Below are 20,442 nucleotides of genomic sequence, written 5' to 3'. Positions count from 1 at the left end.
TATCACCAAACCGACATTAAGGTGCTCAGGCGCCATTTTTCTGGGTTTTTTTGTGCTGTCTTGCAGTATTCTTGGCCGCAGCTGCCCCGTCAGAGGGCCGTAATTTCTGCCACGCGTGTAAGCCATCTTTCCAGTCCCAGTGGGACTTTTCAGTGAGGTTTACCATGCGCATCACTTCAGAACTCATCTGCCAGGCCGCCGACCAGCTCCACGGTTTTGTCGGCCTGAACCGCAAAACCGGCCAGTACATCGTGCGTTTCAGCGAAGATGCCTTCGGCATGGACGTGGCCGATGACGGCATCATTCCCACTGCTGAATTTGTCTGGCTGCCGGCCGCCGACCACGCCATGACCCTGTCGCGCGAACGCCTGCAGTTGCTGCTGGACCAGAACATCGACGACCGCATCAACATCACCGAGCCGTTGCGCGTGTACATGCGCCGGTAGAAGTCCCGCAGATCAGTGCGTTGCGCAGTTTGGTGAGCTAAGCGCCTGTTGTTTTGCAGGCAATGAAGATCAGAGGTGGGAGCTGGCTTGCCTGCGATGCAGACGACGCGGTCTCTGAGTAAAACCGAGTTGATGCCATCGCAGGCAAGCCAGCTCCCAGAGGGGAACGCATTTCACTTCTGGAAGGTGTAGGCCCGTTCCACCTTGCACACGCGTGTTTGAAACGCCGAATACCAGGTGGCGCGCCCCTGCTCGCGCACTTCACGATGCTCGGCCTGCTGCTTCCAGGCCAGGATCGCCGCCTCGCTTTCCCAGTAGGACACGGTGATGCCCAAGCCGTCCTCGCGCGCCGACTCCCCCCCCAGAAACCCCGGTTGTTCACGCGCCAGTTCCAGCATGCGGGCGGCGGCCTGGCCGTAGCCTTGATCGCCCTCGGTGCGCAATGAGCTGAAAATCACTGCGTAGTAGGGCGTGGCGGGTGTGTTGGCGATCATCGTGACCACTCCAGACAGGCCTTGAGCAGGGCGATCGCCAAGGGTGGCGTGACGTCCTTGAGCGCGGCACGTTCCGGTTGGAACAGCGTGGCGACAAAAAATGGATGGTCGAGCAATTCGATGGCGCGCAGATCGCCGGCCGAGTCGTGGCCGCTGGGAATCAGGTCGCTTTCCAACAGTGCGTTGGCGAACTCGGGGTTGATGCCGTACCGGCAGCGATAACCCTCGTGGATATCCAGCGTGCCGTAGGCCTCGGCGATGCGGGTGTAGGGCGCCAGGCGCACGGTGTCCGTGGCCTCTACCAGTGCGCAACTGAGCGGTGTGATCACCGCACGCTTGGCGTGCGGGGCCAGCTCGCCATGTTCGGCATCCGCCCAACCCAGCACGTTGCGGGCATATTCGAGCACCGCATGTTGAAAACCGCCGCACGTGCCGAGGAAAGGGCGCTTGTGTTCGCGGGCAAACCGGATCGCCCGCAGTGCGCCGTCGGTGTCGCGGTAGGGGCTGGCGGGCACACACCAGAAGCCGTCGAACATATGCAATTGAGTGGTGGGCGTGATCGAGTCCGTGTCGAGCCATTGCACGTGAACGTTCAGGTTCAAGGCGTCGGCCGCCTGTTGCAGCGCCACGGGGATGGCCTGGTGCGCGGTGACGTCGGGGTTGTAGTCGCCGATCAGGGCAAGGTGCAAGGTGCTGGCTTTCATCGTGTACGTCCCATGGCTTGTTGTGTGCTGGTGCCCACTATAGATTGGCGCTCACGCAATCAAAATTGGCGTTCGCCCACATGCTCAATGCAGCCACGCACTATCAAATCGACTATCCCGACCTCTCGCTGATCCTCGCCCTGGTACGCGGCGGCACCTTGGCGCGGGCGGCGGCGCTGTTGCGGGTGGATGTGTCCACGGTGTTCCGTGCGGTGCGTCGGCTGGAGGCCGCCTTGGGCCAGACCCTGTTTGAAAAAAGCCGTGCCGGTTACCTGCCCACCAGTTTGGCCAGCAACCTGGCGCAGCAGGCCGAGCACGCAGAACAGGCGTTGGAGGCGGCGCGCATTGGCGTGGAGCAGGGCGGCGAAGTGATCAGCGGCACCGTGCGCCTGACCTGTACCGACTCAGTGCTGCAAGGTTTGCTGCTGCCGGCGCTGGCGCGGTTCATGCCCGAATACCCGGCGCTGACCCTGGAGTTGAGCACATCGAATGATTTCGCCAACCTCAGCCGCCGCGATGCGGACATTGCCCTGCGCCTGACCAAGACGCCGCCGGAGCACCTTGTCGGTCGATGCCTGGGCACGGTCGCCTATCAAGTGTGTGCCAGTGCCGATTTTGCGCGCCAGCACGCAGGCCGCGAGTTGGCTGAGCTGCCGTGGATCGCCCCGGACGACTTCTTGCCTGATCACCCCACCGTCGCCTGGCGCCGCGAGCATTTGCCGGGCGTGCGTCCCAGCTATCGCTGCAACGGCATGTTGTCGGTCACCGAGTTGGTACGCGCGGGCCTGGGCGTGGCGGCGCTGCCGGATTTTCTCTTGGGCGATGGTTTGCAACCACTGGGGCCGGCGTTGGCCGGGCGGAACACCGCATTGTGGCTGCTGACACGTCCGGATTGCAGGGCGTTGCGTTCGGTGGTCACGTTGTTTGATGAGCTGGGGCGGCATGTGCGGTTGCCATGAACGGCGCCTTTTGTGACTGGCGGGCTTGTTGTGGCAAGTAGGGCTTGTTGTGGCAAGCGGGGCTTGTTGTGGTAAGCGGGTTTCTGTGGCGAGCGGGCTTGCCCCGCGTTGGGGCGCGAAGCGGCCCCAGACAGGCCAACGCGATTCTTCAGGTAAACCGCAGTGTCAGGTTTTGGGGCTGCTGCGCAGCCCAACGCGGGGCAAGCCCGCTCGCCACAACAAGCCGCGCTCGCCACAACAATTGCGCGCGCCATAACTAAGCCAACGGCTTCGCCCTCAGGGTTTGCGCATGAACTGCTCATGCATCTCGCAGGTCAGGGTCTCGATACGCTCGGTCAGTTGCTTGGTCATTTCCGTCAGGCGGGTGTTCTGCTCCAGCAGTTCCAGCAACTGCTTGGTGGTTTGTTCGGCTTGGGCCTGGCGCTCGGTGTTGGCAATGGCCAGCGCTTCGCGGTGCTGGGCATCGGCGTCGGACTGGGCTTTGTCGCGGGCAGCCTGGCGTGTCTGGGCCAGCAGGATCAGCGGCGCGGCATAGGCCGATTGCAGGCTGAAGGCCAGGTTGAGCAGGATGAACGGGTACACGTCAAAGTGGGTGATGCCGGTCATGTTCAGCACTACCCACAAGATCACGATCGCGGTTTGCGCGCCGAGAAAGGTGGGCGTACCAAAGAAGCGCGCGAACGCTTCGGCCTTGAGCGCAAAGGTGTCGTTGCCGAAGGTCGGCGCCAAGTGGGCGTGGCCTCGGTGGAAACGCAGGTGATCGACGGGGGCAGCTTCTGGCTTGTCTGGGGTCATGGCGGGCTCGAATCCTTGGCGTAGAGACTAGTCAGCACTATAGACCCAGCCCCCGGCCAGACACATGAAGATCAGGTCAGTTGTTGCCCCGCTCATTGGCAAACGCGCTCACCGCCTGCACAGCCTCGCCCGTGCCTTCGCGAATCTGCAGGATTACCGTGCCGGCCTGGTTGGCCAACTCCACACCTTGAGCGGCGCGGTCGCGTGTCCCTTCCATGCTGTCGATGGCTTGGCGGGTTTCCTCCTGGATCATCGCGATCATGCTGGAAATTTCCGCCGTCGAGCCGCTGGTACGTGCCGCCAGTTGCCGCACTTCATCGGCCACCACGGCAAAACCACGGCCTTGTTCGCCAGCGCGCGCCGCTTCGATGGCGGCGTTGAGGGCCAGCAGGTTGGTCTGGTCGGCGATGCCGCGGATGGTGTTGACGATGGCCGTTATCTGCTGCGAACGCTCGCCCAGTTTGGCGATCAGTTGCGAGGAGCCATCGATGTCGGCAGCAATTTCGCGCATGCCGCTGGCGGTTTGCTGGATCACATCAGCGCCCTTTTCGGCGATATCCCGAGTGCTCAGCGAGATGTGATAAGCCTGGGCAGCGCTGGCGGCGTCGGCGGCATGCTGTTGCACTCTGGCGGTGATGTCGGAGGCGAACTTCACCACTTTGCACAGGCGCCCGCTGGCGTCGTACACCGGGTTGTAGTTGGCCTCCAGCCACACCGTCTGGCCGTTTTTGTCGATGCGTTCAAACTGGCCGTTGAACAGTTCGCCCTGGTTCAAGCGCTTCCAGAACTCACTGTACGTCGAGCTGTTGGCCAGGTCCGGCTTGCAGAACAGGCGGTGATGCTTGCCCTGAATCTGCGCCAGGCTGTAGCCCATGCGCTGCAGGAAATTTGCATTGGCGGTAATGATGGTGCCGTCGAGGTTGAATTCGATCACCGCCATGGCCCGGTCGATGGCCCCCAACTTGGCGTTGGCTTCGCTTTCGGCCTCCAGACGCGGGGTGACGTCCATGGCGTATTTCACCACTTTGATGACCTGGCCCGTGTGATCGCGCACCGGGTTGTAGCTGGCTTCCAGCCATACCGATTGGCCGTCGCCGCCGACGCGCTCAAAGGTGCCCGACTGAAATTGGCCATTACGCAGTTGCGTCCACAACTGATTGTACTCGGCACTGCGCGTGAACGCGGGGGTGCAGAACATCCGGTGGGGCTGGCCCGCGATCTGTTCGGCGCGGTAGCTCATGGTCTTGAGGAAATTCTCATTGGCCCGCAGGACGGTGCCTTGCAGATCGAATTCGATCACCGCCATGGAGCGCTCGATGGCATCCAGCAAGCTGGCTTGTTGAGCATTGGTGTGTTGCAGGGTGCTGATGGTTTTTTTGTGGGCGTTGAATAGCATGTTCGAGAGCTCGGGGAAGCACGCGTCAGAGGTATCCATGAATATGCGCCTGCCCCCGTACGGCACCAGGCCTTACGGTTGACTTGCTCATTGTCAGCTTCCTTGTGCCGACAGAGGGGGGTTGAACAACGGGTTCAGAGTGATCGGCCGGCCAAGAAGTTCGCCTTCAGGGCGGGAACGTCATTGAGTAGGCGACCAATGGTGGCATTATGCTTCTGCGGCAGTGTGTCTGAAGAGAATTCAGACGAGGTGTCGTAGGACGACTTAAGCGGAGTGGGCGACGACGTAGTGGCTGACATTCACCCGGTTGCGACCGGAGTCCTTGGCGACATAGAGCGCGCGATCCGCGGCGTTGAGCCACATTGCCGCATCGCTGAAGACGGGTTGGAAGTCTGCCAGACCAATGCTCAGGCTCACGCGCAACTCCGGGATCTGCGAATTGCGATAGTTACTAAAAGTTTCTCGCATGTGTTCCATGACCAGCGCAGCTTCTTCCAGTGACATTTGCGGAAGAATCACACAGAACTCATCGCCGCCGTAACGGCCGGCCAAGTCGTTTTCCCTCAGGTGTTGACGCAACTCCTGACTCAACTGGCGCAACACCTGATCACCGACGATATGGCCATAGGTGTCGTTGATCTGTTTGAAATGGTCGATATCGATCAAGGCAATGGTGGCGTGGCTGTGTTGCTGCTGGCATTTGTGGAACTTGAGATTGAGTAGGTCTTTCCATGAGCCATGATTGAGCAGGCCGGTGAGGCTGTCGACACGGCTGAGGGCGCTGAGGGCGCGTTTGTGTTCCGAGAGTTTGATTGCCAACTGATAGCAGACCATGCCGATCGCCATCGGATAAAGCGTCAGCATCGGCAGGCAGGTATACACCTGGGCAAGGCTGACGTTGGGATTGAACTTGATCCCCAACAGCGCCCACGCCACGCCGATACCGCCCGCCTGTGCCACCAGCCCGCGCAGAAACAGGCGCTTGCCCCCGGCCGCGACGTTGTTCATGGTCATCATCGACAGGATGGTCACGGTCGTCAGCGGTGTGAATTGCGTGGCCGCCGCCCAGAAACCGCCGAGCAGCGAGTCATAGAGCAAGTTGCGTTGTTCGGCCTGATAGGGAAATTGCGAGCGCGTGGAGAGCTGGTACGCCACATGGGCCCAGGCATAACCGTTGAATATCAGCAAGGCCCATACCCAGCCCGGCATCGCCAACGGGTAAAGGGCGCCGATAACGCTGATACAACCGATACCCAGGCCGATAATCCTTGGCTTGTAGATACGCCTGGCAAATGACAGCCCTTTGCCTCGTCTGTTTTCCATAGTGTTCCGGGTCAGCTCTTTTTTGCAGATGCGACAGCGTGCGTCAGCGGCGGGAACCGTTGATCGGATAATAGGTGTGAATATTGTCAGTTATTCGCGTGGGAATAATCAGTGTCCTTCCAAGCCATTTGCGTAGCACACCGGGTGAATGCGCTAAAAACGACCTGGAATGTCGCTCATGCAACAGGCTTTATTGCGAAGGGGCAGGGCTGACTTCGTAGCCGGCCAGGAACAGGTCGATGGCCGATTCGATAACGCTGGCCTGGCTGGCAGCGTCCAGAGTAGGTTGGCCCAGCGTAATTTGCGGCCAGAAGGCGAACGCCTTGAGCAGGCTCTGGATCTGATGGGCCGCAAAGGCCGGGTCGGTGCAGGCCAGGCGGCCATCTTCCTGGGCCGCGCGTACCCACTGGGTGAAGCCTTCCTCGCGCTTGCTCAAGCGGTTGACCATGTCTTGCGCGCGTTCTGGCGAATGAATGGTGGCGGCGATCGCGACGCGGGCCAGGTCGAGGAAGTTGGCGTCCGACATCATCTGCATCTTCGCCTGCAGCAAACCGCGCAATTGCTCGCGCAGGGGGCGGTCACTGGCGTAGCTGGCGTCCAGTTGGGCGACACTGCTGGCCCACAACTGGTGCAGGATTTCTGCAAACAACTCTTCTTTGCTGGGAAAGTGGTTGTAGACCGTGCGCTTGGAGACACCGGCGGTGGCGGCGATTTTGTCCATGCTGGTGACCTCGAACCCGTTAGCCCGAAACTCGGTGATGGCCGCTGCCACGATGGCTTCGCGTTTGCGGTCGGTGAGGCGTTGGGGAGCAGTCATGGAATGCGTTCGGCTCTTGGATGAAATTACACTCGGTAGTTTACTTGCTCCGGGTTTTGTTGCAATGTAGAAACTACACTGTGCAGTGTAATTTATGAGCGGACCCCAGGAGTCACTCTGTAATGGCCACGATTTCAAGCCGTCTCGACCCTTCGCCTGAAGCACTCAAGCCTGCCGAGCAGGAGCAAGGGCATTTCACCAACGATGCCCCAGTGCAGCACGGTGGCTTTGGCAAGACGTTGCGGATTTTCTGGAACATGCTTTTCAACAAGCCGCGCAGCACGCGCCCTGTGGGCAAGATCCCGGTGCAACCGCTGACACGCGAGCAGCTGTTGGCCGCTCCCGATCACAGCGTGTTCCGTCTGGGGCATTCCACCGTGTTGCTGAAAATGCGCGGTAAGTTCTGGCTCACCGACCCGGTGTTTGCCGAGCGTGCCTCACCGTTCAGTTGGGCCGGGCCCAAGCGCTTCCATCAGCCGCCCATCAGCCTTGAAGACTTGCCGCCGCTGGAAGCGGTGATTCTTTCGCACAATCACTATGACCACCTGGACCATAAGGCCGTGGTCCAGCTGGCCGACAAAACCCGCTACTTTCTCGCCCCACTGGGTGTGGGCGACACCCTGGTGAAATGGGGTGTGGACGCCAGCAAAGTCAGGCAACTGGATTGGTGGCAAGGCACCGAGGTCGATGGCATTCGCTTTATCGCCACGCCGGCCCAGCACTTTTCCGGCCGCGGTCTGTTTGACGGCAACCAGACCCTGTGGTGTTCCTGGGTGATGATCGACGGTGCGCGGCGGGTGTTTTTCAGTGGCGACACGGGTTATTTCGACGGTTTCAAACGCATCGGCGAACAATACGGCCCGTTTGATCTCACGCTGATGGAAACAGGTGCTTACAACGTCGACTGGCCCCATGTGCACATGCAGCCGGAGCAAACCTTGCAGGCGCATATCGACCTTAAAGGCCGTTGGTTGCTGCCGATTCACAACGGCACGTTCGACCTGGCGTTCCATGCCTGGCACGAGCCGTTCGACCGCATCATGGCCCTGGCCTGGGAGCGCAACGTTTCGATTACCACGCCGGCGATGGGGCAAGCGTTCAATCTGAACCAGCCTGAGCGTGGGCATGCGTGGTGGTTGGACGTGGAAACGCAAGGTGCGAAAGAGCACGCTACGGGCTGAAGTTTGGGGCCGTAGGAAAATGAGTTTTCAGGGTATTTCAGCCCTGCGACAACCCTTCGATGAGAGTGCGATGATCCCGCACGGTCATTGTCGGGGTGCAGGTTCTGATGGAAAAAAACTGTAGGGAGCATTGGCGGCTGGGCCTGCCTTGTCGGCTTGGGCCTTCCTTGCCTGAAGCGGGTGAAGCGGGCGGCGCGAACGCTGCGCCGGCCCAGGCCCACACCGATAAAGCCAGCCTGGGCGGTATCGTCTTCAGCGCTGACCCTCCAAAGGGCTTCGCACTCATTCCCGGTTACAACGCCGTGGCCCCGCTGCTAAAACCCGAGCGGGACCCTGCGCTGTCACTCGTCGCCTTGAGTGGTATCGAGCCCACAGGGCCTGTGATGGTTGAAGTGCCTCTGGTACGCAATAACAGCACCTTTACCGCTGCCAAGGTGCTCGCAGGGTGGCGCATCGGGTTCGCTGACCGGTATGTGCACGGGGCCCATTACGAAGCCATTGAACACAGCGCAGCCTTGCGCCGAGCGTTCGACGTCCTGCAACAGGCCGGTGCGCAATTGGTACCGGTAGATGCACGACGTGCAGGCCACTGCCTTCACTTCTCTTTGCAGACGCGTGAAATCGACGATCTGGTGACCAGGCATCGTCTTGATGCCTTGGTGTCTGACGATCAATGTGCGGCGTTTCATAGTGCGTGCATAATCGGGTATCCCGCCGTTTGCGAGCCGTTGGCAGAGGGCACGAAGCTTTGGTTTTATGGCGCTCGAGGGTCTCGCGATGCTTTGCACGCGTTGCTGCGTGCCTATCGACAGATCAGCGCCGGCGGCCCAGGCGGCCACTGACCTGGGCTTTAGTCCATTCGCTGACTACACGCCGTAACGTGGGGCCGGGCTGCTGTGTGACAGGTTTGGCCCCAAGGCCAGGCGCGCGGTTTCGTAAGCGTCCCAATCCAGGCTGTCAGGCAGTGACGGGATGGTGACCTTCTCACCTTGTGCGAGCCCTGCCAATGCGGCGTCCACCAGGTTTTGCGCGGTCATGACCATTGTCTCGGGCAGGTTGCTCACCGGCAGGCCGGCAACGTCCCAGAACTCGGTGGCGGTGGCACCGGGCAACACCACTTGAACCCGTACACCCTTGTCGCTCAGCTCATGCTCGAGTGATTCGGAAAACGCTTGCACAAACGCTTTGGTGCCCCCGTAAACACCATTCAGCAACTTGGGTGCGACCGCCACGATCGAGCCGATGTTGATCAGGGTGCCGCGACCCTGGGCAGCAAAGTTGGTTGCTGCGGCTTTGGCCAGGCGGGTCAGGGCCAGCACATTGAGCAGGATCATTGCCTCCATCTTGTCCGCATCGCTGTCGAGCAAGGGCGCGGTGGCACCGATGCCGGCGTTGTTCACCAACAGGCTGATGCGGCTGTCGTCGTGCAGGATCTGTTCGATACGGGCCAGATCGGCCGGCAGGTTCAGGTCGGCCACCACCACTTGGATATCCCGTTGGGTATCGGCGTTGAGCTGAGTCGCCAGCCGCTCCAGTCGGTGCTGGTTACGCGCAACCAATATCAGATCGTAACCCTGGCGAGCCAGACGATCGGCGTAGGTGGCGCCAATGCCCGAAGAAGCGCCGGTGATCAGCGCATAACCTTTGGATTGAGTCATTGCAGTTGCTCCAGGAGGGCCAAGGAAGGAGGGCCTTGTTGCAACCAAGATTATGGGTGTAATGTCATGGCTGCAATGTCGTATATCCCTCCTTTAGAGACATGAGGTTTGGCCATGGTGTCTGTCGGTATTTTGCTGTTTCCGGGTTTTCAGATGCTCAGCCTGAGCACCAGTACGGTGTTTGAATTCGCCAATCTGGAAGTGGAACAGCCGTTCTATCGGGTAGACCTGGTATCCGAGGAGGGCGGGCCGGTCAAAAGCTCCATGGGTTTTGCCATTGATACGGTGCCCTTTGGTCCGTACGACACGGTGTTGGTAGTGGGCGATAACGAAGTGCTCGACGCCACGCCTGGCCTGCTCAGCTACTTGCAGCACGCAGTGGTGAAGTCGCGTCGTGTGACTTCTGCCTGCACCGGCTCTTTCCACCTGGCGGCGGCCGGGCTGCTGGAAGGCCGCAAGGCAACCACTCACTGGTACCACGCCCGCGCCTTTCGTCAGGCGTATCCCACTGTGAGGCTTGAAGAAGACCGCATCTTCACTGTCGACGGTCCACTCTGGACTTCTGCCGGCATGACCGCCTGCCTCGACCTGGCCCTGGCACTTGTCGAAAACGACCTGGGTGCAGAGGTGTCCCGCGAGGTTGCGCGCAAGTTGGTGATCTACCATCGCCGCGCGGGTGGCCAGTCGCAATTTTCCGCACTGCTGGACATCGATCCCAAGTCCGACCGCGTGCAAACCGCCCTGGTCTACGCCCGCCAGCATTTGCAGGAAGAGCTTTCGGTTGAACGGCTGGCCGACGTCGCGCACCTTAGTCCGCGCCAGTTCAGCCGTCTGTTTCGCAGCGAAACCGGCCACACCCCGGCCAAGGCGATCGAACGCCTGCGCATTGAAGCGGCGCGCCTGATGCTTGAATCCGGCGACCACCCCATCGACATCATTGCCCGCGACACCGGTTTCGGTGACCCGGAGCGCATGCGTCGCGCCTTCCTGCGTGCCTTCGGCCAGCCGCCACAAATGATGCGCCGCGCGCTGCAATTGCAGGCCTGATGCCCCAACGGCTTACACTCAAGTTAAGGGGGCAAGTCATGCGCTATAAAATTCACATCCTCGGCGCTGCAGGCGCAGGCACTACGACCTTGGGCAAAGCCTTGGCCGAACGCTTGGATGTGGTTTATTTCGACTCCGACGACTTCTTCTGGCAGCAAACTCCGGAACCGTTCACCGTCGCTCGGTTACGGGATGAACGCACGCGTCTGTTACAGGAACAAAGTGCCGGCCTCGAAGGCTGGGTGCTGTCCGGCTCAGTGTGCGGATGGGGCGATGCCATGATCCCGCAGTTCACCCATGTGGTGTTCCTGCGTGTAGACCCGCAGGTTCGCCTGCACCGCCTGCGGCTGCGCGAAGAGCAGCGCTATGGTGACCGGATTCTGGAGGGCGGCAGCCGCCATGAAAACAGCGTCGCGTTTCTCGCCTGGGCTGCTCGTTACGATGATGGTAACCACAGCCTACGAAGCCTGCGTCGGCATGAAAGCTGGCTGAAGCCACTGACCTGCCCGGTGATCCGGCTGGACGCTACGCACCATTCGGTTGAGGCGCTGGTGAATCAATTGATGCCGCTGTTGAGCCCATCAAGCGCGAAATGATGCCTTGTGCCGCGGGCTCGGCCGGGGCCTTGTCGAACTTGCGCGCACTCATGCCCCAACCCGGCGCAAACCCGGGAAAAACACCAGCCCCTCGGCTTCCAGCCGAAAGGCCAATACCAGGCGGGTTTCATCATCTACATCGCCCTGGCTTTCAAAGCGTTGCACCGTTTCAACCGCCAGCCCGGTTTGTCGGGCCAGTTCTTCTCGGCTCCAACCGAGCATCGCGCGGGCCTGCACGCTGTGCTTGGCGGTGAATTGGTGCAGGACGATCTGCTGTTCTACGAAAGAGCTCATTGCCAGAGAGGACATGGGGGGTTCTCCAGGTTCGACGGGGGAAGGCAAACTATACTGTGTTTTTGTACAGTTGTTTTGACCGCTCATCAACTGGATTTTTTTAATGGCGTTTCAGTCGCGCTTTATTCCACGCCCGGCGCTTCTCGAATGATCAAGTGATCCAGGTTCTCGATATTCGCGCTGAAAACCCCGAATGTCTGCTCGGGGTTTTTCTTGCTTGGCACCTGTTTCAATTGCGGCGTGACCCCATAAAAGAAGCAGTACAGCGCCTTTTTACTGTCTGCCGCCGCCTTGATCTGTTCCAGGAACGCCGTGCGCTTGCGGTAGTTTTCGATGAGTTTTTTGCTCAGGTAGACGTTGACCGAGTAGGGCTTCTTGTCGAGCCACACTTTCTTTTCGAAATCGATGCGAAAGCTGGCGGTGTAGTCCTTGATCTGCTTGATTTTGCCCAGTAGATCAGGCCGTTGTTGTCCTGCAGGTACTCGATCTTCTTGAAAAACGTCCAGTAGGTTGCCGTGTGATCGCCGATCTTCAGCGGCATGCTCTTAAGCTTGTCTTTATCGTCGATATTCGACACATAGCATTCCACCGGGTGGGCGAACACGCTGGTTTTGTCTGGGGTAGAGTCGCTGGCGCTGTGGGACGAACCGCTACGAGCAGACGCAACCTTCGTGGGGTCGTGTGGGATGCCGGCTTCGGAGCCGGTCACGGCAGGCTTGCGCTCGTACTGGCGTCGCGTCAGTACCCATTCCGATGGGAAATTATCCTCGCGCTCGTCATCGGTTTCGCCGGTCGCAGTCTTGTGCGTGCTGGCGTAGCGGCAGCCGTCAATGTGCTGGGTACTGGCCTTGTTCTTGAAGTGCGGTATGCGCTGATAGTTCACGTTTTTTGCGTTGAAGGTGCTGAGCGCATTGCCCGCATCGAACGACGCGCGGCATTCGTCGTTGGGGCACAGGAAGCTGTCCTTGTCGGAGTCGAAAGGGCTGGTTTCGTCGAAATTCAGGTCTCGTACGTCGTAGATCGACAGTTTGTCATCGAGACTCAGGCTGTAGGCCGTGTCGAATTTCATGGGGCTCGGGTCCGTGAGATGAGTGGCTGGATATTACGCAAATAGAAGCCGCTACGCAGAGCAAAAAATGTGGGAGCTGGCTTGCCTGCGAAAGCGGTGTGTCAGGTTACGGATAGGCAAGCTGGCCCACCGTTATCGCAGGCAAGCCAGCTCCCACATTAGATAGGCGGTGTACCGGCTACACGCCGTCCACTCAGGAAACACAAGGTGCCGCCTAATGCGGTCAATGCGCCGAGGGCATAGAACATGCTGACCGGCGCCGCATTGATCAGCAGGTATCCGCAAATGACCGGGCTCATCGCCCCGCCAAACGCCGCCAGGTTTTGCGCACCGTAATAACTGCCGCGCAGCGCATCCGGGGCGATGGTGTCGATGAACAGGAATTCCGAGGGGTAAATGATCATCTCGCCCAAGGTGAACACGAACATCGCCAGGCACCAGGTCACCAGGCTGTCCGCCAGACTGAAACCGATCAGCCCGACAATGAACAACAACGTGCCCAGCACAATCCAGTAGCGCAGCTGTTCACGTTTGAGAAAGCGGCCGATCTGGTACTGCATCAAAATCACGGTGATGGCGTTGCAGGCCAGCACCGCCGACAGAATCTTCAGCGCCTCGGCGGGCTTGTAGGCCACCAGCAGAAACTGTGACAGATAAAGCGTATAGCGCCCGTGGACTATGGTGCTCAACAGGCTGCCGCTGGTGAACAGGATCAGCGTGCGGTCGCTGCGTAGCGTGCGCAGGGTCGTGAGAAAACTCAGGGGTTTGTTGCTGTTGTCGAGCTGGGTCGGCGCAATGCCGATCATCAGGAACACACTGCCCAAGGCGATGGCACTGGCGATCAGGAACGGCGCCCAGGGGATCTGCCCGGCGATCACCACGCCCACCATCGGGCCGGTGGCATAGCCGACGTTGGTCAGGGTGTAGCGCAGGGAAAATACTTTGGCGCGGTCGCCCACCGGCAGGTTTTCGCTGATGATGGCCTTGGAGCCGATCAGGAACAGTGCCGACGCGGCTTCAGTAATCACCAGGGTCAGGGTGGTGAGGTAGAGGTTGCTGGCAAAGGTCAGCAACAAAAATCCGATGGCGCTGGAAAGCATGGCCAGGATCAACAGCTTGCGCTTTTCCAGGCGGTCAATGACGTAGCCGCCATAGAGGCCGAGCAACGTGGCGATGAACACGGCGATGCCCATCAGCAAGCCGATGTCCTGCTGGTTGAGGCCCAGGCGCGTGCTCAGCCAAAGGGCCAGCAGCGGACTGGTCATGGCGCGGCTGACGACGATGGTCACCGAGCAGATCATCAGGCGGCGGATTACCAGGGAGTAGGTGGCCACGGTGGGGCGGATGTCCTTATTATTTTTCCAATACAACACAATTCAAATGTGGGAGCGGGCTTGCTCGCGAATGCGATGTGTCAGTGACAAATTTACCGACTGATCCACCGCATTCGCGAGCAAGCCCGCTCCCACATTTAGATCAAGTTACTGCCCGGCATTGATGCTGATTTTTTCAACCGCACCCTGTTCCAGATCCCACTTCTTCAGGATCTTGCCGTACGTCCCATCATCAATCATGCCCTGCAACGCCTCACTGATCGCCGTGACCAGCTCGGTGTTGCTCTTCTCAATCCCCAGCCCCGTGAACTGCTTGGAAATCGCCAGGCCCACCGGCTTGTACTTGCCCTTGTCCAGCGACATCAAATAAGGAATCGTCTCGCTGCCCTGCATCGCCGCGTCCAAACGGTTCTGCTGCAACTGCGCACGCGCATCCGCAGAGCCTTCAGTGCCGATCACCACGACCGCTGGCTTACCCGCCGCTTCGCAGTTTTCCTTGCTCCACGCGGCAATTTCCGACGGCCAGGTGGTACGGCGACTGGTGCCGACTTTTTTACCGCACAGGTCAGTCAATTCCTTGAGGTCTTCACGCTTGGCCAGGGTGTACAGCTGCGGGCCGCTGGTGAAGTAGTCGATGAAGGTCACGGCCTTCTGGCGCTCGGCGGTGTCACTCATGCCTGACAGTACGATGTCGACGCGCTTGGTGGTCAGGCCGCTGAGCATCTGCTCGAAGCCGGTCTCCTGCCACTTGATCTTCACGCCCAGGCGCTCGGCCAGGGCGTTGCCCAGGTCGAAGTCAAGGCCGGTGAGTTTGTTGGTGGCGGTGTCCTTGAAATCCATCGGCGGGTAGTTCGGCACGATGGCCGCGCTGATCTCACCCTTGTCCTTGATTGCCGCCGGCAATGCCGCGAATACACACGAGGAGGCCATCAGGCCTGCGAGCAACGTTGGGATAAACAATTTTTTCATGGGGGCGTTCTCGTTAGTTTTTTAGTTAAGTGCGAACGGCAGAAATAAAGCTTTGGGTACGCGGGTTTTGTGGGCTTATTAGAATTTCTTCAGGGCTGCCGGCTTCCACAATCTGGCCGGCGTCCATAAACACCATGCGGTTGGAGACTTCGCGGGCGAAGCCCAACTCATGGGTGACCACGATCATGGTCATGCCGGTGGTGGCCAAATCGCGCATCACCGACAGCACTTCGCCTACAAGCTCCGGGTCGAGGGCTGACGTGGGCTCGTCAAACAACATCAACTTGGGGCGCATCGCCAGCGCGCGGGCAATGGCCACACGCTGTTGCTGGCCGCCGGACAATTCCACCGGGTAGGCATTGCGCTTGTCCGCCAGGCCGACGCGGGCCAGCAATTCCAGCGCGTCTTCGATGGCTTCCTTGGGCGAGCGCTTGAGCACCTGCACCGGGCCTTCGATGATGTTTTGCAACACGGTCATGTGCGGGAACAGATTGAAGCGCTGGAACACCATGCCGGTCGCCAGGCGCTGGCGGGCAATCTGCGATTCATTCATCTCGTGCAGCTTGTTGCCGACGACGCGGTAACCGACCAGTTCGCCGTCGACCCACAGGCCACCCTTGTCGATCTTTTCCAGCTGGTTGACGCAGCGCAGCAACGTGCTTTTACCCGAGCCGGACGGGCCGATGATGCACATGACTTCGCCTTGCTCGACCTCGATATTGATGTCGCGCAGCGCGTGATACTCGTCGTAATACTTGTTCAGGTTGACGGCCTTGACGATGCTTCTCATGGGGCAAATCTCCTCAACCCAGACTTACGAACGCTTGCCGGCGCCGCGGGCAAAACGACGCTCGAGGCGGCTTTGACCAAATGAAAGAACAGTCACCACCGCCAGGTACCAGATGCCGGCCACAATCAGCAGCTCCATGACGCGGGCGTTGGCGTAGTAGATGTTTTGCGCGTTGTGCAGCAGCTCCGAATACTGGATCACGCTGGCCAGGCTGGTCATTTTCACCATGCTGATGAACTCGTTGCCTACAGGCGGAATGATCACTCGCATCGCCTGCGGCAGAATCACCCTACGCAGCGCTTGCAGGCTTGGCATGCCGATGGACTTGGCGGCTTCGTACTGGCCAGTGTCGACCGACAGCAAGCCGGCGCGCACCACTTCGGCGGTGTAGGCGCCCTGGTTGATGCTGAGGCCGAGCAGCGCGGCCACGAATGGCGTCATCAGGTCGACGGTGTCGATGCTGAACAGGCCGGGTATGGCGATCACCGGGAAAATCAGCGCCAGGTTGAACCACAGCAACAGCTGCAGAATCAGCGGCGTACCGCGAAACAGCCAGGTGTAAGTGATGGCCACGTAGCGCAGGATCGGGTTGGCCGACATGCGCATGATCGCCGTGATCACGCCGATGACCACGCCCAGCGCCATTGCCAGAATCGACATGACGATGGTGTTCACCAGGCCCCACAGAATGGCCTCAGACGTCAGGAACTGCCCGATGTAGGACCATTCGATCTGGCCATTGGCAAAGGCGCGCAACAACGCGGCCAATGCGATCACGATCAACGTGGCAAAAAACATCCGCCCGTAATAACGACGCGGTACGTGCTCGTACTGCGTGATATCGAACTGGTTCTCGGACAACTTGCGCTCAGCTTCCAAGCGCTCTGCCGGGGTTTGGTTCATGGTGCTACTCCACTGCTGTACTCGATCCAACTGTTAAAACACGGTTCAAATGTGGGAGCTGGCTTGCCTGCGAAAACGCCAGCAAACTCACCACAAAGGCCTAGGTTTAAATCCGAAACCCCTGATAACTCTCAGCCCATGTCTGCTGCTCAGCCAAGGCAGTCTTCAACCGCTCAATCTGTTCCCGAACCCGCTCCGGCGCCGTCCCACCCCAACCACTGCGCGCCGCAATCGCAGCTTCCAGGGTCAAGCAGTCCCGCACCTCCGGCAGCAGCCGGGCATCCACCTCTGCCAACATCGCCGGTGAGGCTTCCCACAACTCAATCTCGTGTTTCTCACAGGCTTGCACCAAGGCGCCGGTAATCTCATGCGCCTCCTTGAACGGCACACCGCGCGTGGCCAACCAATCCGCCACCTCAGTCGCCAAGGTGAAGCCCATCGGCGCCTGACGCCGCAGCTCTTCAACTTGCACCTTCATCGTCGCAACCATCCCGGCCATCGCTGGCAGCACCAGCAACAAGGTGTCCACACTGTCCAACACACTGTGCTTGTCTTCACTCAAATCGCGGTTGTACGACAGCGGCAACGACTTGAGCGTCGACATCAACCCGGTCAGGTTGCCAATCAAGCGCCCGGCCTTGCCCCGCGCCAGTTCGGCAATGTCCGGGTTCTTTTTCTGCGGCATGATCGAGCTGCCGGTGGCGTAGGCATCGTCCAGCACCACCCAGCGAAACTGGCGCGACGACCACAGGCAAAACTCCTCCGACAGCCGCGAAATATTCACCCCGAGCATGCCCGCCACAAACAGGAACTCCGCCACATGGTCACGGCTGGCGACGGCGTCGATCGAGTTTTCGCACGGCCCGGTGTAGCCCATTTCCTTGGCCGAATGCTCTGGCTGGCGCGCAATCGCCGAGCCTGCCATGGCCGCAGCACCCAACGGTGACAACGCGGTGCGCGCATCCCAATCCACCAGGCGCTGCACATCGCGCAACATCGACTGCGCGTGCGCCAACAAGTGATGGGCAAACACAATCGGTTGCGCCTGCTGCAAGTGCGTGAAGCCCGGGCAGATGCTTTCGACATGCTGCTCAGCCTGCTCCACCAACGCCTGCTGCAAACCCAACACCTCAGTGGTGATGATGCGCGCATGGTCGCGTAGGAAAAGGCGCAGATCATTGGCGGTCTGATCGTTACGCGAACGCCCGGCGCGCAACTTGCCGCCCAAGGCGCCCAGGCGCTCGGTCAATACGCGTTCGATGAAGGTGTGCACGTCCTCGTCATCCAGGGTTGGATGCAGGCGCCCGGCGGCGAAGTCCTCACCGATACGGTCCAGGGCTTCGAGGGTGCGCAGGGTCTCGGAGTCATCCAGCAAACCGGCGCGTTGCAACTCCCGGGCATGGGCACGGGAGCCGGCCAGGTCGTAGGGCGTCAGGCGAAAATAGCGCTCAGGGCAACGCGACAACGCGGCCAATGCAGCAGACGGGCCGGTCTTGAAACGAGCACCCCAAAGGCGGTCGGTGGGCTGGGACATCGGTATTCCTCACGCTTGTTTTTAGAAGAGTCGGAGACAGTAAAAAACTAAAAAGACCTGATCGTAGTGTCAGGTTTTTACGGGTGTTAAATCAGCCTCTGTGTGCTGTTCAACCCGCTATATTCAAGGTTGCCAAGGGCGGATGTTTACGGCCATTATCGCCGCCTGGCTATGTTCAAGGATTGGGTTGAAGCCTGTTGAATATGGCACTTGAGGTCAACGCGTATTATGGAAACCCCACTTTCCACTTCTGGAAACATGCCGCCAAAACCCGGCACACGACCGCCCCTGCAACTGAGCGGGCTGGATTTCAAATTGCTGCGCGTGTTCATGGCGGTGGTCGAAGCAGGCGGCTTCAGCGCCGCGCAAAACGAGCTGAACGTGGGCCTGGCGGCCATCAGCAAACAGATCTCCGACCTTGAAATTCGCATCGGCATGCGCCTGTGTACAAGGGGCCGGGAAGGCTTTGGCCTGACCGAAGAAGGCAAGTTGGTGTATCAGGCTTCCATCGAGTTATTTACCTCGGTGGACAGTTTCAGAGACAAGCTTAGTTCGGCGCAAAATGAACTGATCGGCGACCTAAGTGTGGGCGTTATTGATAACACCGTCTCCGACGTTAATTCGCCGCTAATTACCGCATTAGGGAAATTACACAGCGAATCGCCAAAAATTAGATTGCGCCTACATGCCTCGCAACTGGACGAAGTTGAGCGCGGCGTGGTGGAAGGGCGGCTGATCGTCGGCATCGTGCCGGTTTACCAACGCCGCGAAGAGTTCGACTACTTCCCGTTGTACGAAGAAAAAGCCCACGCCTACTGCGCCGTAGGACACCCACTGTTCAACGCGAGCGACATTACGCCAGACGTGCTGCGCCAATACGAAGTGGTCAACCACCGGTATGCAATCCATCGCGACAAAGCCAACTTCGTCACCTACGACAGCCAGTCCGCCTCGGCCTCACAGGTTGAAGCCGTCTCCATCCTGATCCTCACCGGCCGCTTCTTAGGCTTCCTGCCCGAACACTACGCCACGCCACTGGTCAGGGAAGGGCGCCTGCGCGCACTGTGCCCGGAGCAGGTTCACCTAAGCACCGCCTTCAACCTGATCCTGCGCCACAACGCCCCGCGCAGCCCAATGGTAAAAGCCTTCGCCACAGCCCTGGGCGTAGACCTCAAAGCCGCAACATAACCCTGCCGAGCACCGATCAACAGGCCAACAAAGCCCAAATGTGGGAGCTCTCGAGCCCCAGCGAGGCAGCGAAGGGATCGACTCGGTCGGCTGCCGACCCCGCTATTTGTATCGACCCCCAGCACCCCATGCTAGTGCGCTGTCTGGCCTGCACCGATCAAAATGTGGGAGCTCTCGAGCCCAGCGAGGCAGCGATGGGATCACCTCGGTCCACCCGCCGACCCCATCCACCCGCATCACCGCTGCAACTTGCCCTGCTTTTTCTTCGAATGAAAATGCCGAAAATGCGCATCCTGCGCCGCCGCCAACAACTCCCGATCCCCGCGGGTATCGCCCCAGGCCCTGAGCCGATAATCGCCCAAATCCCCATACACCGCCTCAAGCCGCAGCACCTTATTCTCACAGCGGCAATTATTCCCCGTGAGCTTGCCCGTCAACACCCCGTCGACCACCTCAAGCTCAGTGCCAATCAACTTGATCCCCAGCCGATTTGCAAACGGCTGCAGCACCAATGCCGGCGACGCCGAACACAGCGTCACCACCGCCCCCGAGCCCAACTCCTGTTCCACCGAAAGGATCCCAGCCGGGCGCATCAACCGCGCCCAATTCTTCTGGCAATACTCCTCAGCCTTCTGCTGCACCCACGCCTTCTCCACCCCCGTCATAAAGGTGCGGATCAACTGCGCCTTCAACTCATCCCGACTGATCTGCCGCAGCAAAAAACGCAGCCCCGGCACCGCCAGCTTGACCATCCGGCCGTAGAACTCACCGGTGCCAAAGGCAAACTTGAGGAAGGGCACGAAACTGTCGTGATGGGTCAGGGTGCCGTCGAAGTCAAAGACGGAAAGTACTTTGGCGTCCATTGGGCCGGCTTCGAGCATGTCTGGGTTCACGGGTTGGCCTCGGTCCTATCTAGTGTTTATTAAGCGTGCATCAGGTGTGACA

At 59.8% G+C, this 20,442-nt stretch carries 19 protein-coding genes and 3 pseudogenes; 7 read left to right on the top strand and 15 right to left on the bottom strand.

What is annotated here, in order from left to right:
* The first annotated feature begins 164 nt into the window (after window positions 1-164).
* Window positions 165-487 (top strand): annotated as a pseudogene (locus AB5I78_RS22640) (DUF2025 family protein).
* Window positions 488-619: 132 nt separating this feature from the next.
* Here AB5I78_RS22640 and AB5I78_RS22635 read toward each other — a convergent pair.
* Together AB5I78_RS22635 and AB5I78_RS22630 are read right to left on the bottom strand one after the other, a co-directional pair.
* Window positions 620-940, bottom strand: coding sequence for an antibiotic biosynthesis monooxygenase (locus tag AB5I78_RS22635; protein ID WP_370003765.1), 321 nt, complete (start codon window positions 938-940; stop codon window positions 620-622).
* Window positions 937-1,644: a CTP synthase gene (locus tag AB5I78_RS22630; RefSeq protein ID WP_370003763.1), complete on the bottom strand. Its 708-nt coding sequence runs from the start codon at window positions 1,642-1,644 to the stop codon at window positions 937-939. The genes AB5I78_RS22635 and AB5I78_RS22630 overlap by 4 nt, the downstream gene beginning before the upstream one ends.
* Before the next feature lie 80 nt (window positions 1,645-1,724).
* On the opposite strand from AB5I78_RS22630, the gene AB5I78_RS22625 reads away from it, so the two are divergent.
* The gene (locus AB5I78_RS22625; RefSeq protein ID WP_370003760.1) at window positions 1,725-2,603 is read left to right on the top strand and encodes a LysR family transcriptional regulator; all 879 of its coding nucleotides are present in this window, start codon (window positions 1,725-1,727) and stop codon (window positions 2,601-2,603) included.
* Between the two features lie 276 nt (window positions 2,604-2,879).
* Here AB5I78_RS22625 and AB5I78_RS22620 read toward each other — a convergent pair whose 3' ends face one another.
* The 4 genes from AB5I78_RS22620 to AB5I78_RS22605 all read right to left on the bottom strand — a co-directional run bounded on the left by AB5I78_RS22620 (window position 2,880) and on the right by AB5I78_RS22605 (window position 6,934).
* Window positions 2,880-3,398 (bottom strand): DUF1003 domain-containing protein, encoded by a 519-nt coding sequence (locus AB5I78_RS22620; RefSeq protein ID WP_119741558.1) that lies wholly within the window; start codon window positions 3,396-3,398, stop codon window positions 2,880-2,882.
* A gap of 76 nt (window positions 3,399-3,474) precedes the next feature.
* Window positions 3,475-4,794 (bottom strand): methyl-accepting chemotaxis protein, encoded by a 1,320-nt coding sequence (locus AB5I78_RS22615; RefSeq protein ID WP_370004801.1) that lies wholly within the window; start codon window positions 4,792-4,794, stop codon window positions 3,475-3,477.
* Window positions 4,795-5,058: 264 nt separating this feature from the next.
* Window positions 5,059-6,117, bottom strand: a complete 1,059-nt coding sequence (locus AB5I78_RS22610; RefSeq protein WP_370003757.1) for a diguanylate cyclase — start codon at window positions 6,115-6,117, stop codon at window positions 5,059-5,061.
* A gap of 190 nt (window positions 6,118-6,307) precedes the next feature.
* A complete protein-coding gene (locus tag AB5I78_RS22605; protein WP_242196235.1) occupies window positions 6,308-6,934 on the bottom strand; it encodes a TetR/AcrR family transcriptional regulator in 627 nt (208 codons plus the stop codon).
* Between the two features lie 122 nt (window positions 6,935-7,056).
* Here AB5I78_RS22605 and AB5I78_RS22600 point away from each other — a divergent pair, with 122 nt between their 5' ends.
* Window positions 7,057-8,115: an MBL fold metallo-hydrolase gene (locus tag AB5I78_RS22600; RefSeq protein ID WP_370003753.1), complete on the top strand. Its 1,059-nt coding sequence runs from the start codon at window positions 7,057-7,059 to the stop codon at window positions 8,113-8,115.
* Between the two features lie 167 nt (window positions 8,116-8,282).
* Window positions 8,283-8,957 (top strand): hypothetical protein, encoded by a 675-nt coding sequence (locus AB5I78_RS22595; RefSeq protein WP_370003751.1) that lies wholly within the window; start codon window positions 8,283-8,285, stop codon window positions 8,955-8,957.
* Window positions 8,958-8,981: 24 nt separating this feature from the next.
* On the opposite strand, the gene AB5I78_RS22590 is transcribed toward AB5I78_RS22595, so the two are convergent.
* Window positions 8,982-9,773, bottom strand: a complete 792-nt coding sequence (locus tag AB5I78_RS22590) for an SDR family NAD(P)-dependent oxidoreductase (RefSeq protein ID WP_370003748.1) — start codon at window positions 9,771-9,773, stop codon at window positions 8,982-8,984.
* A gap of 114 nt (window positions 9,774-9,887) precedes the next feature.
* On the opposite strand from AB5I78_RS22590, the gene AB5I78_RS22585 reads away from it, so the two are divergent.
* Together AB5I78_RS22585 and AB5I78_RS22580 are read left to right on the top strand one after the other, a co-directional pair.
* Entirely contained in the window at window positions 9,888-10,820 is a 933-nt protein-coding gene (locus AB5I78_RS22585) for a GlxA family transcriptional regulator (protein WP_370003745.1), read from the top strand.
* 38 nt (window positions 10,821-10,858) lie between these two features.
* Window positions 10,859-11,416 (top strand): AAA family ATPase, encoded by a 558-nt coding sequence (locus AB5I78_RS22580; RefSeq protein WP_370003743.1) that lies wholly within the window; start codon window positions 10,859-10,861, stop codon window positions 11,414-11,416.
* Here the strand turns inward: AB5I78_RS22580 and AB5I78_RS22575 are convergent.
* The 7 genes and pseudogenes from AB5I78_RS22575 to argH all read right to left on the bottom strand — a co-directional run bounded on the left by AB5I78_RS22575 (window position 11,346) and on the right by argH (window position 18,309).
* Window positions 11,346-11,725, bottom strand: a pseudogene (locus AB5I78_RS22575) (multiprotein-bridging factor 1 family protein). The gene AB5I78_RS22580 and the pseudogene AB5I78_RS22575 overlap by 71 nt on opposite strands.
* A 107-nt stretch (window positions 11,726-11,832) precedes the next feature.
* Window positions 11,833-12,779 (bottom strand): annotated as a pseudogene (locus AB5I78_RS22570) (hypothetical protein).
* A 158-nt stretch (window positions 12,780-12,937) separates the two neighbouring features.
* Entirely contained in the window at window positions 12,938-14,113 is a 1,176-nt protein-coding gene (locus AB5I78_RS22565) for an MFS transporter (protein ID WP_370003740.1), read from the bottom strand.
* A gap of 147 nt (window positions 14,114-14,260) precedes the next feature.
* Window positions 14,261-15,082: an ABC transporter substrate-binding protein gene (locus AB5I78_RS22560; RefSeq protein ID WP_145159393.1), complete on the bottom strand. Its 822-nt coding sequence runs from the start codon at window positions 15,080-15,082 to the stop codon at window positions 14,261-14,263.
* A 25-nt stretch (window positions 15,083-15,107) separates the two neighbouring features.
* Window positions 15,108-15,872, bottom strand: a complete 765-nt coding sequence (locus AB5I78_RS22555) for an amino acid ABC transporter ATP-binding protein (protein ID WP_119741579.1) — start codon at window positions 15,870-15,872, stop codon at window positions 15,108-15,110.
* A gap of 24 nt (window positions 15,873-15,896) precedes the next feature.
* On the bottom strand, window positions 15,897-16,775 hold the full coding sequence (locus AB5I78_RS22550; protein WP_017134649.1) for an amino acid ABC transporter permease: 879 nt from the start codon (window positions 16,773-16,775) through the stop codon (window positions 15,897-15,899).
* Between the two features lie 106 nt (window positions 16,776-16,881).
* Window positions 16,882-18,309: an argininosuccinate lyase gene (gene argH / locus AB5I78_RS22545; protein ID WP_370003737.1), complete on the bottom strand. Its 1,428-nt coding sequence runs from the start codon at window positions 18,307-18,309 to the stop codon at window positions 16,882-16,884.
* A 228-nt stretch (window positions 18,310-18,537) separates the two neighbouring features.
* Between argH and AB5I78_RS22540 the strand changes: the two genes are divergently transcribed.
* A complete protein-coding gene (locus tag AB5I78_RS22540) occupies window positions 18,538-19,497 on the top strand; it encodes a LysR family transcriptional regulator (protein WP_370003734.1) in 960 nt (319 codons plus the stop codon).
* Window positions 19,498-19,733: 236 nt separating this feature from the next.
* Here the strand turns inward: AB5I78_RS22540 and AB5I78_RS22535 are convergent, their stop codons facing one another.
* Window positions 19,734-20,378: an HAD-IB family hydrolase gene (locus AB5I78_RS22535; protein ID WP_370003731.1), complete on the bottom strand. Its 645-nt coding sequence runs from the start codon at window positions 20,376-20,378 to the stop codon at window positions 19,734-19,736.
* Window positions 20,379-20,442 lie beyond the last annotated feature (64 nt).

The sequence above is a fragment of the Pseudomonas sp. N2-3-1-14 genome, from assembly GCF_041228395.1.
Taxonomy (GTDB): domain Bacteria; phylum Pseudomonadota; class Gammaproteobacteria; order Pseudomonadales; family Pseudomonadaceae; genus Aquipseudomonas.
Note: the sequence above shows the minus strand (reverse complement) of the source record. Positions and strands in the feature narration are given on the sequence as shown.